The 15,046-nt window shown below is 66.8% G+C and carries 12 protein-coding genes; 1 reads left to right on the top strand and 11 read right to left on the bottom strand.

The window, feature by feature from the left end:
- Position 1: 1 nt before the first annotated feature.
- The 10 genes from OGL92_RS07140 to OGL92_RS07095 all read right to left on the bottom strand — a co-directional run bounded on the left by OGL92_RS07140 (position 2) and on the right by OGL92_RS07095 (position 10,919).
- Positions 2 to 1,306, bottom strand: coding sequence for a SidA/IucD/PvdA family monooxygenase (locus OGL92_RS07140; RefSeq protein WP_263142179.1), 1,305 nt, complete (start codon positions 1,304 to 1,306; stop codon positions 2 to 4).
- On the bottom strand, positions 1,303 to 2,679 hold the full coding sequence (locus tag OGL92_RS07135) for a diaminobutyrate--2-oxoglutarate transaminase family protein (protein WP_263142177.1): 1,377 nt from the start codon (positions 2,677 to 2,679) through the stop codon (positions 1,303 to 1,305). The genes OGL92_RS07140 and OGL92_RS07135 overlap by 4 nt, the downstream gene beginning before the upstream one ends.
- Before the next feature lie 15 nt (positions 2,680 to 2,694).
- The gene (locus OGL92_RS07130; RefSeq protein WP_263142176.1) at positions 2,695 to 3,744 is read right to left on the bottom strand and encodes an aromatic ring-hydroxylating dioxygenase subunit alpha; all 1,050 of its coding nucleotides are present in this window, start codon (positions 3,742 to 3,744) and stop codon (positions 2,695 to 2,697) included.
- A gap of 72 nt (positions 3,745 to 3,816) precedes the next feature.
- A complete protein-coding gene (locus tag OGL92_RS07125; RefSeq protein ID WP_263142174.1) occupies positions 3,817 to 5,343 on the bottom strand; it encodes a 4-hydroxyphenylacetate 3-hydroxylase N-terminal domain-containing protein in 1,527 nt (508 codons plus the stop codon).
- Positions 5,344 to 5,377: 34 nt separating this feature from the next.
- The gene (locus tag OGL92_RS07120) at positions 5,378 to 6,130 is read right to left on the bottom strand and encodes a sulfite exporter TauE/SafE family protein (RefSeq protein WP_263142173.1); all 753 of its coding nucleotides are present in this window, start codon (positions 6,128 to 6,130) and stop codon (positions 5,378 to 5,380) included.
- Positions 6,131 to 6,242: 112 nt separating this feature from the next.
- Positions 6,243 to 7,316, bottom strand: a complete 1,074-nt coding sequence (zapE, locus tag OGL92_RS07115) for a cell division protein ZapE (RefSeq protein WP_263142172.1) — start codon at positions 7,314 to 7,316, stop codon at positions 6,243 to 6,245.
- Between the two features lie 133 nt (positions 7,317 to 7,449).
- Positions 7,450 to 8,613: an ABC transporter ATP-binding protein gene (locus OGL92_RS07110; protein WP_263142168.1), complete on the bottom strand. Its 1,164-nt coding sequence runs from the start codon at positions 8,611 to 8,613 to the stop codon at positions 7,450 to 7,452.
- A 10-nt stretch (positions 8,614 to 8,623) separates the two neighbouring features.
- Positions 8,624 to 9,280, bottom strand: a complete 657-nt coding sequence (locus tag OGL92_RS07105) for an ABC transporter permease (protein ID WP_263142163.1) — start codon at positions 9,278 to 9,280, stop codon at positions 8,624 to 8,626.
- Between the two features lies 1 nt (position 9,281).
- The gene (locus OGL92_RS07100; RefSeq protein WP_263142161.1) at positions 9,282 to 10,190 is read right to left on the bottom strand and encodes a glycine betaine ABC transporter substrate-binding protein; all 909 of its coding nucleotides are present in this window, start codon (positions 10,188 to 10,190) and stop codon (positions 9,282 to 9,284) included.
- A 9-nt stretch (positions 10,191 to 10,199) separates the two neighbouring features.
- Positions 10,200 to 10,919 carry an ABC transporter permease gene (locus tag OGL92_RS07095; protein WP_263142159.1) on the bottom strand — a complete coding sequence of 240 codons (720 nt, stop codon included), beginning with the start codon at positions 10,917 to 10,919 and terminating at the stop codon, positions 10,200 to 10,202.
- A 320-nt stretch (positions 10,920 to 11,239) separates the two neighbouring features.
- On the opposite strand from OGL92_RS07095, the gene OGL92_RS07090 reads away from it, so the two are divergent.
- Positions 11,240 to 12,823 carry a peptide chain release factor 3 gene (locus tag OGL92_RS07090; RefSeq protein WP_263142157.1) on the top strand — a complete coding sequence of 528 codons (1,584 nt, stop codon included), beginning with the start codon at positions 11,240 to 11,242 and terminating at the stop codon, positions 12,821 to 12,823.
- A gap of 136 nt (positions 12,824 to 12,959) precedes the next feature.
- Here OGL92_RS07090 and OGL92_RS07085 read toward each other — a convergent pair whose 3' ends face one another.
- Positions 12,960 to 14,813, bottom strand: coding sequence for an ExeM/NucH family extracellular endonuclease (locus OGL92_RS07085; protein WP_263142155.1), 1,854 nt, complete (start codon positions 14,811 to 14,813; stop codon positions 12,960 to 12,962).
- Between the last annotated feature and the right edge of the window lie 233 nt (positions 14,814 to 15,046).

Below are 15,046 nucleotides of genomic sequence, written 5' to 3'. Positions count from 1 at the left end.
CTCAGGCATAACGCGGGCACTCGAGCTTGTGCGTCACCTGTTGCACCAGGGAGTCGACGATGTGCTGCGAACGCAGCGCCAACAGGCTGAACGAGCCGGCATCGCCCATGCCGTGGCTCGACTCGCAGAGGCCATTGAAATAGACCGGCGCGGCGCTGCCCAGCTCGACCCGATAGTCGCGGGCGATGCTCAGGGGCAAGTCGCCGAGGCGCGCCGCTAGCGGCGCCAGCAGCGGCGGCCAGGGCTCCTGGCGCTCGCCGTTGCCCAGGTCGAGGAAGCCGGTGGCGAGGATCACCAGGTCGTAGCGCTCGCAACTCACCTCGCCGGTCAGGAAATGCCGGCTATGCAGCTCGATCCCGGCCTCCTCCGGACGGCAGTCGAGGATTTCCTGGCAGGTGCGCAGCTCGATCCGCTGCTGCTGGCGCAGCCCTTCCTCGTAGCGCCGGACATAGAGCTGGTTGAGCACGTCGATGTCGGAGGCGGAGTAGTTGGTGTAGACCAGTTCGCGGCGCAGCCGCGCCTTGTTCTCTTCGCTGGCGCCGTGGAAGGCGTCGACGAATCCCGGGAAATACACCTCGTCGGAGAACGGGCTGGTGTCCTTCTGCCGATAACCGAAGTTACGCGTATAGCCGACCAGCTTGGCCACGCCCGCCTGCTCGCTGGCATGCAGCAGGATCTCCACCGCGCTCTGGCTGCCGCCGATCACCGCCACGCGGCGTTCCCCGCCATCCTCCAGGGTCTTGGCCAGGCTTGGCAGGTAATGGTTCAGGTGCTGCACTCGGGGGTCGCGGATAGCCGCGAAGGGCGTCGGAACGTGCGGCGTCCGGCCCGGCGCGAACACCAGGCTGCGGGCGCGGTAGAGCCGGCCATCGGCGGTGCGTACCCGGTAGTGCGCCACCGGCGCGTCGACACCGGCCTCCACCGCCTCGATCGCGCTGGCTTCGCTGTGATAGTCGACCTGGCCGGCGAAGAACTGCGCGACCCATTTGACGTACTGCGCGTACTCCAGCCGCAAGGGGTAGTGCAGCGGCAGGTTCAGGTGTTCGTAGAGGCGCTTATTCTCGAACAGGAAGTTGGTGAAGCTGTAGCGGCTGCGCGGGTTGCGCGGGGTCACCAGGTCGCGCAGCGGGTGATTCTGGATATCCGAGCCGGGCAACAGCATCCCCGGTTGCCAATGGGGACCGTCGCGCCGCTCGATGAAGCGCACGCTCAATTCCGGCGCGAGTTCCTCCAGGGCGATGGCCAGGGCGATGTTGGCGGGGCCGAAGCCGACCCCCAGCACATCCAGCAAAGGTGTCGGTTTCATGCGGGCATCTCCCCGGCCGCGACCCGCGACACGGCACGCAACGCCGGCTGGTGGCAGGCGATGGCGTTGCCCAGGCGTTCGACCACCGCGTCGATTTCGGCGTCGGTGATCACCAGGGGCGGCAGGAAGCGCAGCACGGCGCCCTGGCGGCCACCGCTCTCGATGATCAGCCCTTCGTTCAGGCAGCTTTTCTTGATCGCCCGGGCCAGGTCGCCGGCCGCCGGGAGATGGCCCAGGGCGTCGCGCGGGCCGTCCGGCTCGATCAGTTCCATGCCCAGCATCAGGCCCCGGCCGCGCACGTCGCCGATGCAGCGGAAGCGCCGTTGCAGGTCGAGCAAGCCCTGGCGCAGGCGTTCGCCCTTGCGCCGCACCTGCTCCAGCAGGTTTTCCTGGCGCATGAACTCCAGGGTCGCCGCGCCGCTGACCAGGGCGATCTGGTTGCCGCGGAAGGTGCCGGCGTGGGCGCCGGGCTGCCAGCGGTCGTATTCCTCGCGGTAGACCAGCAGGGACAGCGGGTAGCCGCCGCCGATGGCCTTGGACAGCAGGACCGCGTCCGGAAGGATGCCGGCACGTTCGAAGGCGAACATGTCGCCGCTGCGGCCGATGCCGCTCTGCACTTCGTCGAGCACCATGGGCACGCCATGGCGCGCGGTGATTTCCCGCACGCCGCGCAGCCACTCGTCGCTGGCGGGTATGCAGCCGCCCTCGCCCTGGATCGGCTCCACCAGCAGCATCGCCGGCTTGTTCACCCCGCTTTCCGGGTCGCTCAGCAGGTTTTCCAGGCAAGCCAGGCTGAGCCGCTCGGTTTCGCGGGCATCTACCTGGGCGCCGAAGGGGCTGCGGTAGGTATAGGGATAGGGCAGGAAATGCACCTCGGCGGGCATGCCGCTGATGGCCTGTTTCGGCGCCAGGTTGCCCATCATGCCCAGGGTCGCGTGGGTCATGCCGTGATAGGCGCCCTGGAACACCACGACCGGGCGCCGCCCGGTGGCGGTCTTGAACAGCTTCAGCGCCGCCTCCACCGCGTCGGCGCCGGAAGGGCCGCAGAACTGCACCTTGGCCTGGGCGGCCAGGTTCTCCGGGAGGATCGCGAACAGCGCCTCCATGAAACGCAGCTTGGCCGGGGTCGCTAGGTCCAGCGCCTGCTGCAACTGGCCGGATTGGAGGAAATCGATCACCTGGCGCTGGACGAACGGGTGGTTGTGCCCCAGGGGCAGCGCACCGGCGCAGGCCAGGCAGTCGATGTAATGGCGCCCCTCGTCGTCCCGGACCTGGGCCAGGGAGCCCCAGTTGAGAACCCGCTGGACGTTCCGCGAATAGGTACGCGCGTTGGATTCCCGCCGATTGAGATACTCGAACTTCTCGCTGTTCATCGTTTACCTTCCTGGCTACAGGGATAGCGTGCGGATCGAATCGAGGCCGGCCAGGTCCTGGCGCTGCCGTTCCTCGCCCAGGGTGCGCAACCAGCGGCGGTACTCGAAGCCCATGCGGTCGCTGCTCACGTGCATTTCCGCCTTGGGATCGAGGGGCAGGCGCGCCGGGCGCTGGGATTCGACGATGTGCCGGTCCTGCTCGAACACCAGGTTCTGCCGCGACAGAATCTGCTCCAGGGTCAGCTCCGGACCGAAGTTGATCGCCACGATCAGCCAGATCACGCATTCGGCTTCGTCCACCGGGGTGGCATTGAAGAAGGTGCAGAAGCGCTCGGTCTCGCCGGTCTTCTTCTTGAAGTAGGCGGTGGTGGGGTTCAGCACCGAGTAGGTGTAGCGCGCGTTGACCGGAATGCCGCGGTGATCGCCGTAGGGCTGGAACACGCAGATTTCCGAGGAATGCAGGCCGCGCTCGTTCTCCTCGACCCGGTATTTCGGCAGCGGCTCGGGGGCGTCCGGCAGGCCGTTGAGGTTGGCGTGGACGAAGGGGAAGTGCGAGGCGTCGATGAAGTTTTCCAGGGCGCGCAGGGCATTCGCCTTGTAGCGGTAGGGCCCCGCGTGCACCTTGCGATAGCTGCCGTCGTCCCATTGCGGCAAGTGCGGGATCGGCCGCTGCGGCGCCTCCAGGCTGACCCAGATCAGCCCGTAGCGCTCTTCGGCGTAGTGCTTGAAGATCAACCGCTTCGACGAAGGCCGGGCGCGATCGGGATGCGCCGGCACCAGGGTGCACTCGCCCTCGGCGTCGTAGCGCCAGCCGTGGTAGGGGCATTCGATCTCGCCCTTCTTCACGCAGCCGAGCGACAGCCGCGCGCCGCGGTGACCGCAGTAGTCCTTCCAGGCCTGGATGCGGCCCTGGCCATCGCGCCAGAGCACCAGGTCCTCGCCCAGCAAGCGGACCGCCTTGGGCTGAGTGGGTTCGACCTCCTCGCTGGAGGCCACGACGTGCCACTGATTGACCAACGCCCGGTAGTCGAGCGCGTCACGATTCCATTCACCGTTGTATAACATCGGTCTCTCCCATTCTTCAGGCAAAGGGCAACGGGACGGCGGGTTCGCCGTCCTCTTGCGGGGATGACGTCGTCAGCGGGTTTCCGATTGGCCCGGCTCGAAGCGCCAGCCCGGATTCGCCCAGCCCTGCAGGTCGTAGTCGGCCAGGCACTGGTCCACCAGGCCGGTGCACTGCGCCAGTACCCCGGCGCTCTCGCAATGGCGCAGCATGTCCAGGCGTACCTGCTCGTTGTTACCGGCGTAGTTGTGCTCGTAGAGTTCGTGACGGCCGGCGAACTCGCTGCCGAGGGCATCCCAGAGCAGCTTGATCAGCTTCATGCGGTCCACCGCGCTCTGGTCGGTGCCCTGGTAATAGCAGTCGATCAGCGGGCGGACTTCGGGGTTTTCCATGTCCAGCCAGCTGGCCACCTGCATGATCGGCGAGCCGCCGAGGATGGTGTTGAACACCGGTTTGAGCTGACTCATCATCTGCGTGCCGAAATAACGCACGGTGGCGGCCGCCTCGAGGCGCGGCACCACCGAGCCGTCGCCGCGCACCTGCGGGTCCAGGCAGAGGTTCTCGGTCAGCGACCACATCAGGTTGCGCAGCGCGACGATGTCCGCCAGGCGCGTGCGGATCCCGCGGAATTCGGCCGAGCCGTTGGACTCGAGCACCTTGGCCAACAGGCCGCAGATGAAGTCCATCTTCACCGCCAGGCGGGTGCCCGACTGCAACGGATAGCGGTTGAGGAAGCCCGAGGCCGCATAGAAGCTGCGGGCGCGCTCGATGTCGCGGTAGATCAGCACGTTTTCCCAGGGCACCAGCACGCCGTCGAAGATCAGCACCGAATCGTTCTCGTCGAAGCGGCTCGACAGCGGGTGATCGAAGGGGCTCAGGGCGGACGCTTCAAAGGAGCGGCGGCACATGATCTTCAGGTTGGGTGCGTTCATCGGCAGGATGAAGCACAGGGCGAAGTCTTCCTCGGCGCCGGCCTGGTAGTGGGTGGCGCTGTTCTGCGCGACGAAGGTGGCGTTGGACAGGGCCGCGCTGGTGGCCACCATCTTCACGCCGCGCACGATGATCCCGGCGTCGGTCTCCTTCTCCACGTGCAGGTAGATGTCGCGCATGTCGGCGATCTGCCGGGCCTTGCCCACCGGCGGGTTGACCAGCACGTGGTTGAGGAACAGCACCTTGCGCGCACTCTTCTGGTACCAGGACATCGCGTTGTCGTGGTAAGGCGCGTAGAGGTTCGGGTCGGAACGCAAGGTGGCGGTGAAGCCGGCCTTGTAGTCGGGCGTGCGGCCCATGAAGCCATAGGACAGGCGCGACCAGTGGGCGATGGCGTCGCGGGCCTTGAGCAAGTCATCGGCCGAGCGCGCCGGAGTGAAATAACGGTGAGTGCGATAACCGTCGGGGTCCACGCAGGTCATCAGCTCCTGAGTCTCGGGCGCGTGCAACGCGTCATATAACCGCGATACCGAATACGCACTATTACGCAATGCGGGATGAGAAGTGACGTCCGCCACGCGCTCGCCATAAATATAAACTTCGCGTCCGTCGTTCAAACTTTCCAGGTATTCACGGCCGGTCATCATCTCATTGCGAGGTAAGTCGTTCATAAATCATCCCTGCTTTATTGTAGTTACGGGTGGATCAGGAGAAATAACGCACCAACACCATCACGCCCGAGCCCAGGACCACCACGTTGATCACCTTGAGGAATTGCTCACGGGACATGTTCAGCGTGATCCGGCGCCCCAGCGCGATGCCCAGCAACATGCCCGGCGCGAGGAACAGCGCCAGCCACAGGAGGCCGCTGTCCAGGTACACCCCCGCCAGGGCGAAGAGCACCACGCGGGTCAGGGTACTGAGGCCGATGAGGGTGGTCTGGGTGATGCGCATCGACTCCTTGTCCTGGATGCGGCCGCTGAGATAGATGGCGTAGATGAATCCGCCGCTGCCGAACAATGCGCTGAAAATACCGCCTATGGAGCCGAACGGAACCGAAGTCGCGGCGGAGAAGCGGCGATTCGGACGAAGCCCGCTGAGCGAGTAGAGGGCGTAGCCGGTGACGAACAGCCCCAGGGCCAGCAACAGGCTCTCGGGGCGGGTCTTGAGCAGGATGGCGGCGCCGACCAGGCTGCCGAGGATCATCAGCGGCACCAATCGGCGCAATTCGCGCCAGTCGGCCTTGCGCCCGTCGCGACTGACGTTGACCAGGGCCGCGCACATGTCCATCAACGCCAGCAGCGGAACGATCTTGGCGAGGGGTACGTAGAGGGCGAGGACGGGGCTGGCGACGAGCGCGGTGCCGAAGCCGGCGATACCGAAAATGACGTAGGCGAACAGCAGCGTGGCGAAAACGACTGCGTAGCCGGACAGGCCAAAAGCGAATACTTCGTTCATTACTGTCGAGTCCGTTCTTATTAATATCAGGCCTTACTTGGCCTGCTTCACACGCCGGATCACTGTATGAGATATCCAGCGCATTACAAATATACGAAGGTCGTATATACGCTCAGGAATCCGATGCGGCAAGCAAGTTTTCGCTGACATGTATTTGTCGTAATTGCGACAACCGGCTTCGTGTCCGGGATATATCGGCAACTTCGGCATGGTTCAGCGCCTGCTCCAAGGGCAGCGCGCTGATCAGGAACAACTGGCAACGCCTGTCGTAGAGCACGTCGATCAAGTTGATGAAGCGCTGCTGGGCCGCCGAGGACGCGCTGGAGATTCTCGGTAAATCTTCGAGTATCCAGCGGTCGTAGGTGGCGACCAGCGCCAGGTAATCCATGGTCGCGGTGGGCCCCTCGCAGAGGTGCTTGAAGGAAAACTGCAGGGTTTTGTCCTCCACGCTCAGCACCCGCAACAGCCGATTGCCGACCTTCAGGTCCTGCGCCGTGCCCGGACGCCTGGGCAACCCCAGCTTGCGGCGCTGCTCGTCGCTGCCCGGGCACAGGTAGGCGCCGGCGTGGAAAGGGTCCGGTTCGGCGTCGTCCAGGCCACGGTAATCGACGTCGCCGGCGATGGACAGGATGTCCATGCGCTCCTTGATCAGGGCAATGGTCGGCAGGAAGCGCTCGTGGAAGAGCGGGTTGGGCAGCAGGCCGTCGGGCGGATAGTTGGAGGTGGTGAGCAAGACCACCTGCCGCTCGAAAATGGCCTTGAACAGACGGCTGATGAGCATGGCGTCGCCGATGTCGTGCAGGTGGAACTCGTCGAAGCAAAGCAGGCGGCAGTCCCCGAGCATCAGCTCCAGGGCCGCCTCCATGGCGCGGCCGGTGTCGGCCTGCTCGAACATGCGCTGGTGGAGTTCGCGGAAGAATGCGTGGAAGTGCACCCGGCGCTTCTGCCTCAGGGGGATGGCGTCGAAGAAGCCGTCCAGCAGGAAGCTCTTGCCGCGCCCCACCGGCCCCCACAGATAGAGGCTTCGCGGCGCCCCGCGCGCGCGCCGGGCGCCGAGCAGTTCGTCGGTCAGCACCGCCAGCCGGTCGATGGCTGCGCGCTGGAAGGTGTCCAGGGTGTAGCCGCGGCTGGCGGCGTTGTGTTGCATCGCGGCGCTGACGGCCGCGCCCGGGGCGGGAATATTCATAGGCATTCGTTCCTTGGAGGCCTGCGGCGCACATCCTAGGGGCTAATGGCCGCCAGGGGAATCCCGTGATCGGCGCAGGGACATCGCGGCGTCGCGCGAGCGCCAGGGCGACGGCCCTGGCCGCCGCACTGGCTCAGGCCGCCGGCGCCGGGCTCGGCTGCGCCGGCGAGACGATGCCGCCCTTGCCCCGCGAACGGCCGGAGCTGAGGTAGTCGGCGATGGATTCCTGGGTCACCTCGCCGAGGAAAGTGCCTTCCGGGCTGAGCACCGGCAACCAGGAACTGTTGAACTCGTACATGCGCGACAGCAGGATGCGCAAATTCTCGTCGTGGGCCGAGGTGACGCGGAATTCCTGGAGGAAACGCGCGCAGGTGCCGTCCTGCTTGCGCAGGTCGCGGCGGCGCACGTAGCCGAGCGCCTTGTTGTCGCCATCGGTGACCACGATGTAGCGCCGGTCCTGATCCTCCAGGGCGTCCAGGGCCTGCTCCACCGGCGTCTCCGGGGCGATGGAGGGCGCGTTGTCGGCGGCGTCCTCGGCGCGGATCAGCAACAGCCGCTTCAGCGTGCTGTCCTGGCCGACGAACTGGCTGACGAAGTCGTCCGCCGGGTGCGCCAGCAGCGTGTCGGGATGGTCGAACTGGACCAGCCGCCCGCCGCGGAACACCGCGATCTTGTCGCCCAGCTTCAGCGCCTCGTCGATGTCGTGGCTGACCATGATCACCGTCTTGTTCAGCGCGCGCTGCATCTGGAAGAACTCGTTCTGGATGGCGTCGCGGTTGATCGGGTCGACCGCGCCGAAGGGCTCGTCCATCAGCAGCAGCGGCGCGTCGGCCGCCAGTGCGCGGATCACCCCGATGCGCTGCTGCTGGCCGCCGGACAGCTCGCGCGGGTAGCGCGACAGGTATTGCTTGGGATCGAGCTGGACCATGCTCATCAGCTCGGTGGCGCGCTCGCGGCACCGCTTCTTGTCCCAGCCGAGCAGCTTCGGCACCACGGTGATGTTTTCCTCGATGGTCATGTTGGGGAACAGGCCGATCTGCTGGATCACGTAGCCGATGCGCCGCCGCAGGGTCACCTCGTCGAGGTCGGCGGTGTCCTCGCCGTTGATCAGCACGCGTCCCGAGGTGGGCTGGATGAGCCGGTTGATCATCTTCAGCGTGGTGGTCTTGCCGCAGCCGGAGGGACCGAGGAAGACGCAGATCTGCCCCTCCTCCACGGTCAGGCTCACGGCGTCCACGGCGGTCACGTCCTTGCCGTTCTGCTTGAAGGTCTTGCTCAGTCTGTCGAGTTCGATCATCGGGGAATCCTTAGGGAATGCGCAGGCCGCGCGGCGTGAGAACGCGTTGCAGCCACTGCAGCCACAGGTCGGCGACGATGGCCAGCAGGCTGACCAGCAGGGCGCCGACGATCAGCGTGGCCATGTCGCTGCGGCTGATGGAGGTGAGGATGAGCACGCCGAGGCCGCCGGCGCCGATGGTCGCGGCGATGGTCATCACGCCGATGTTCATCACCACCGCGGTGCGCACGCCGGCGAGGATCACCGGCACCGCGAGGGGCAGGTCGACCATCCGCAGGCGCTGCCAGAAGGTCATGCCGATGCCGCTGCCGGCCTCGCGGATGCCCGGTTCGACGCTGCTCAGCGCCAGGTAGGTGTTGCGCAGGATCGGCAACAGCGAATAGAGGAACACCGCGGTAATCGCCGGCAGCGGCCCCAGGCCCTGGCCGAAACGCGAGTAGAACGGCATCAGCAGACCGAACAGGGCGATCGACGGGACCGTCAGCAGCACCGTGGCAACGCCCTGCAAGGGCCCGGCGAGCCAGCGGAAACGGGTCATCAGGATGCCCAGGGGCACGCCGAAGAGGATCGCCAGCCCGACGGCGACGCCCACCAGCAGGACGTGCTGCCCGGTGAGGTGGAGGATGTTCAGCCAGTTCAGGTGGGTGAAGGCGCTCATGAAATCCATGTCAGTGCCCTCCCGCCAGCAAGCCCTGCCGCTTCAGGTAATCCGCCGCCACCGCCGAGGCCGGCTCATGGCCGACGTCCACCCGCGCGTTGAGGCGACGCATGGTGTCGTCGTCCAGGCCCTGGGCCAGGGGCGCCAACAGGGCTTCGAGCTCGGGGTGGGCATCCAGGTAGGCCCGGTTGGCCACCGGCGCCGCGGTGTAGTCGGGAAAATAGCGGCGGTCGTCCTCCAGCAATTTCAGCTTGAAGGCCTCCAGGCGGCCGTCGGTGGTGTACACCAGGCCGGCGAACACCTGGCCGTTGCGCAGCGCGGTATAGACCAGCCCCGGGTCCATTTGCCGTACTTCGTCGCGGGATAGGTGCAGGCCGTAGGTTTGCGCCAGGCCGGCGAGGCCGTCTGAGCGATTGGCGAACTCGATGTCCAGGGCCAGCAGGTGGTTGCCGTCCGAGGACGCCTCGAGGGCCTTCGCCAGGTCGCTGATGCTGTCGATCTGCGGGTATTCGGCGACGACCTGCTCCGGCAGGGCCAGGGCATAGGTGGTGCTGAACCGGCTCGGCGTCAGCCAGACCAGGCCCTTTTCCCCATCCAGTTGCTTGACCCGTTGGTAGGAAGCCTGCCGGTCGAGCTTCTCGCTGACGTGGTTGTAGGCCACCAGCGAGGTCCCGGTGTACTCCCACATCAGGTCGAGTTGCGCGGTGCGCACCGCGTTCCAGGCGATGGTGCTGCCGAGGTTGCCGGTGATCCGCGCGTCGTAGCCATGCCCGCGCAGGTATTGCGCGGTGAGCTGGGCGAGGATCGCCTGTTCGGTGAAGACCTTGGCGCCGATGCGGATCGTGCCCTTGTCGGCCGCGCCGGCCACGGCGCAGGCCGCCAGGGCGAGAATGCCCAGTAGTATTCGAATCGATTTCACGGTCTCTCCTTAGCGGGCCGGGGCCAGCCCGCGTTCCAGCCAGCAGCGGCTGAACAGCAGCACCAGGGCATCGAGGGACAGCGCCAGCAAGGCGGTGCAGGACGCGCCGAGCAGCAGTTGCGGTTGGTTGTCCAGGGCGATGGCGGGGAAGATCAGGCTGCCCAGGCTGTTCGCGCCGATGAGGAACGCCAGGGGCGCGGTGCCGACGTTGATCGCCAGCGCCACCCGTACCCCGCCGACGATGATCGGCACCGCATTGGGCAACTCCACCCGCAGCAGCGTCTGCGCCGGAGTCATGCCGATGCCGGTGGCGGCTTCCTTGAGGGCGGCCGGTACGTTCTTCAGCCCCTCGTAGGTGTTGCGCACGATGGGCAGCAACGAGGTGAGGAACAACGCGAGCAGCGCCGGCCCGTTGCCGATGCCGACGATACCCAGGGCGATGGCCAGCACCGCCAGGGGCGGCACGGTGTTGCCGACGTTGAACGCCTGCATGAAGCGTTCGGCGCGCCCGGCCATGCGCGGCCGGCTGAGCAGGATGCCGGCGGGCAGGCCGACGAGCAGCGCCGCGAGCATGGACACCAGGACCAGGAACAGATGCGCTTGCAGGTAGAACAGCAGGTCGGCGCGGTAGTGACGGATGACAGGCGGACCTATCCAGTGGATCAGCAGGGCCAGAAGCACGGCGACGGCCAGCGTCGCGAGCAGGCCCTTGCCATAGCGTTGGGCCATGGTGGACTCCCTTCGTACAGCGGCGAAGCCGACCCCGAGGGGCACGGCGTTCGCGAATGAACGACCCGCGCGCCGGCCGAACAGGCGTGGCGGAGGCGGATCATGAGCGCGGCATCGGCATGCCGACCAGCGGTGTGAAACCGTCCCTGGCGATACGATGGCACAGGGGTGTGGACGTCTCCACGGCGACCAAGGTTCCCGCAAAAGCAGGCCAAAGGCCAGCCGCGCGTGCCGCCATCGGCCGGATCGGCGCTCATTCGGCGGGCACCTTGGGCTATAATCGCCGGCTTTTTCCGGATCGCCATTCCAGCAGGACCCCCATGACCAACCAGGCCGCCGAAGTCGCGAAACGCCGCACGTTCGCCATCATTTCCCACCCCGATGCGGGCAAGACCACCATCACCGAAAAGCTGTTGCTGATGGGCAAGGCCATCGCCGTGGCGGGCACGGTGAAATCGCGCAAGTCCGACCGCCACGCGACCTCGGACTGGATGGAAATGGAGAAGCAGCGCGGCATCTCCATCACCACCTCGGTGATGCAGTTCCCCTACCGCGAGCACATGATCAACCTGCTCGACACCCCCGGCCACGAAGACTTCTCGGAAGACACCTACCGCACCCTGACCGCGGTGGACTCGGCGCTGATGGTGCTCGACGGCGGCAAGGGCGTCGAACCCCGCACCATCGCCCTGATGGATGTCTGCCGGCTGCGCGACACGCCCATCGTCAGCTTCATCAACAAGCTCGACCGCGACATCCGCGATCCCATCGAGCTGCTCGACGAGATCGAGGCGGTGCTGAAGATCAAGGCCGCGCCCATCACCTGGCCGATCGGCTGCTACCGCGACTTCAAGGGCGTGTACCACCTGGCCGACGACTACATCATCGTTTACACCCCGGGCCACGGCCACGAACGCACCGCGGTGAAGATCATCGAGAAGCTCGACTCCGACGAAGCCCGCGCCCACCTGGGCGACGAGTACGCACGCTTCGTCGAGCAACTGGAACTGGTGCAGGGCGCCTGCCACGTCTTCGACCGGCAGGAATTCCTCGACGGCAAGCTGACCCCGGTGTTCTTCGGTACCGCGCTGGGCAACTTCGGCGTCGATCACGTGCTGGACGCCGTCGTCGACTGGGCGCCGAAGCCGCTGGCGCGGGTCGCCAACGAACGCAGCGTGGAACCGGTCGAGGAGAAATTCAGCGGCTTCGTGTTCAAGATCCAGGCGAACATGGACCCCAAGCACCGCGATCGCATCGCCTTCATGCGCATCTGCTCGGGCAAGTACGAACAGGGCATGAAGCTGCGCCACGTGCGGATCAAGAAAGACCTGCGGATCGCCGACGCGCTGACCTTCTTCTCCTCCGAGCGGGAAATGCTCGAAGAAGCCTACGCCGGCGACATCATCGGCCTGCACAACCACGGCACCATCCAGATCGGCGACACCTTCAGCGAGGGCGAGGCCCTGTCCTTCACCGGCATCCCTCACTTCGCCCCGGAACTGTTCCGCCGCGTGCGCCTGAAGGACCCGCTGAAATCCAAGCAGTTGCGCCAGGGCCTGCAGGAACTGGCCGAGGAAGGCGCGACCCAGGTGTTCTTCCCCGAGCGCAACAACGACATCATCCTCGGCGCGGTGGGTGTGCTGCAGTTCGACGTGGTGGCCAGCCGGCTGAAGGAGGAATACAAGGTCGAGTGCGCCTACGAGGCGATCACCGTCTGGTCGGCGCGCTGGATCGAGTGCGACGACAAGAAGAAGCTGGAAGACTTCAAGGCCAAGGCCCACGAGAACCTGGCGATCGACGGCGGCGGGCACCTCACCTACCTAGCGCCGACCCGGGTCAACCTGTCGTTGATGGAAGAGCGCTGGCCCGAAGTGAAATTCCGCGCCACCCGCGAACACCACTGATCGACGCACGAAGAAAAACCGCCGGGACCCGTCCCGGCGGTTTCGTTTCGAGCCGGCGCCCGGGCTCGCGCGCCGGAAGAGCCGCCCGGGCGGGCGAGGGACCAGGGCCGCTGCGCGACTCTCGGGCGGCGCGGCCTCAGGGCCGCGCGAGGTCCAGCCCCACCACCAGGGGATCGTGGTCCGACGCGCGGAACGGATCGGCGTTGTACAGCGTGTCCCGCTGGCGCGCCGTCTTGAACTCCAGGTTGTAGTCCAGCACTCGCGGCTCGTCGGCGTTGATGTGCCATTCCGCGGCACCGCTGACCTGGCCGAGCAGGCTGGCGCTGGCCAGGGCATGGTCGAGGGCGCCGGACTGGCCGCCGAACACGAAGGAATAGGCCTTGCCCACGCCGACGAAACGGGACGCCAGGTCGGCGTAGCCGGCGGCGCGGATCTGGCTCACCGGGTCCTCCTGGGTGTAGGCGTTGAGATCGCCGAGGATCAGGTAATCCGGGTCGCCGGAGGCGGTGGGGTCGCGGCCCAACCAGTCCACCAGGGCCTGGGCGGCGCGGGCGCGGGTCAGGTTGCAATTGCCCTGGCCGTCACCGGTGTCCGGATCGCCATCGCAGGCCGAGCCTTTCGACTTCAGGTGGTTGATCGCCAGGGTGAGCACTTCGCCGCTGTCCAGCTCGCGGAAGCTCTGCGCCAGGCTCGGCCGATTCTTGCTGTCGTCGAAACGCGGATCGACGCGTGCGTCGAGAATCGCCGCCGCCTTCACCGGCTGCACCAGGTCGCTGCGATACACCAGGCCGACGGCGATGGCGTCGCCACCCAGCTTGGCCACCCCCGGGTCGACGAAGGCGTAGCGTTCGCCGCGCGCCGCACCGGCATTCAGGCCTTTGACCAGGTCGGCGATGGCGCTGTCCGCCCCGTAGCCGTCGTTCTCGATTTCCATCAGGCCGACGATCGCCGCGCGCGAGGCGAGGATCGCTGCCAGCACCTTGGCGCGCTGGCGCTGGAATTCTTCGGCGGTACTGGCGCCGCGGGCGGTGGGGAAACCGGCCCCGCGCCCATCGCCGTTGAAGTAATTGAGCACGTTGAAACTGGCCACCCGCAGACGCCCCTCCACCTGCGGCTGGGCCGGCCGGGGGTTGACCGCCTCGATGCGCGGGGTGGCGCCCGGTTGCACCCGGTAGCCCTCGCTGGACTGGTCGAGCACGCCTTCCACGCCGGTGACCCGGTCGCCGACGCGCAAGCTGGAGAAAGCGCTCAACTCCGGCGCCGGATAGCGGATCGGATCCGGGTTCTGCTGGCTGCGGCCGTCGTCGAGGAGGATGCGGTCGCGATCGTTGCGGGCCTGCAACTTCTGCGCCGGCGCGCCGGGCGCCGCCACTTCGGTCGGTATCATCAGCCGCGCCGAGGACAACAACACTTCGCCGTAACGGCCGAGGTCGTATACCTCACTCACGGTCAGCGCCTGGGGCAGACGCACGCGCATGCCCTCGTAGCGCTCCAGGTCGGCGCCGGCCGCCAGCGGCAGGCGCAGGGTGACCGCCTTGGGCAGCGGCGCGCCGCTGCCGAGCAGGGTCACCCGCAGCGGCGCCACCAGCTCGGTCAGCCCGTTGTATTCGCGCACCACGCCGGCCACCCGCACGCGATCGCCCGCCTTCACCGCCGTGCCGGAGCCGCCGTCGTAGACGAACAGGCCCTCGGAGGTCAGCGGGTCCTTATCCACGCTGTCGTCGCTCTGCTGGAGGAAGAACCCCTTGAGCCCGCCTGCGCCCTGGTAGTCGCCCACCACGATGCCTTCGACGGTGACGCTCTGCCCCAGCAGGGGGCTGCTGGGACCGCTGCCCTGGACTTCATGGATGGCCCGCAGCCCCGCGTCGGCGGCCGGCGTGGCCAGCGGCGCGGCCAGGGTTTGCAAGGTGAACAGCGTGGCGGCACCGAACAGGGCGACGGCGGACGAAGCGGCAGCGGAAAAACGGAAACGACGGTAGGTACAGGTCATCGGACTCTCCTGTCTCGACCGGAGCGCGAGGCGCTCCGGGGCCTGTGGATGCGAAGGTGGGAGATGCGCGGGACAACGCCGGGAGGCGACGGCAGTCTTCGACGAGGCGCGCGGCGAAACCGCTGCGCTCGTGCAGGCAAACTCACGGGGAACCGGTTTAACCGGCGCAGTTGACAGGTTGATGACAGACCCGCCGCGCGCGCCGGACGGTGGCGACGGGGGATGCCGGCGCG

This window comes from Pseudomonas sp. RIT-PI-AD (assembly GCF_025642785.1).
Lineage (GTDB): Bacteria > Pseudomonadota > Gammaproteobacteria > Pseudomonadales > Pseudomonadaceae > Pseudomonas_T.
Note: the sequence above shows the minus strand (reverse complement) of the source record. Positions and strands in the feature narration are given on the sequence as shown.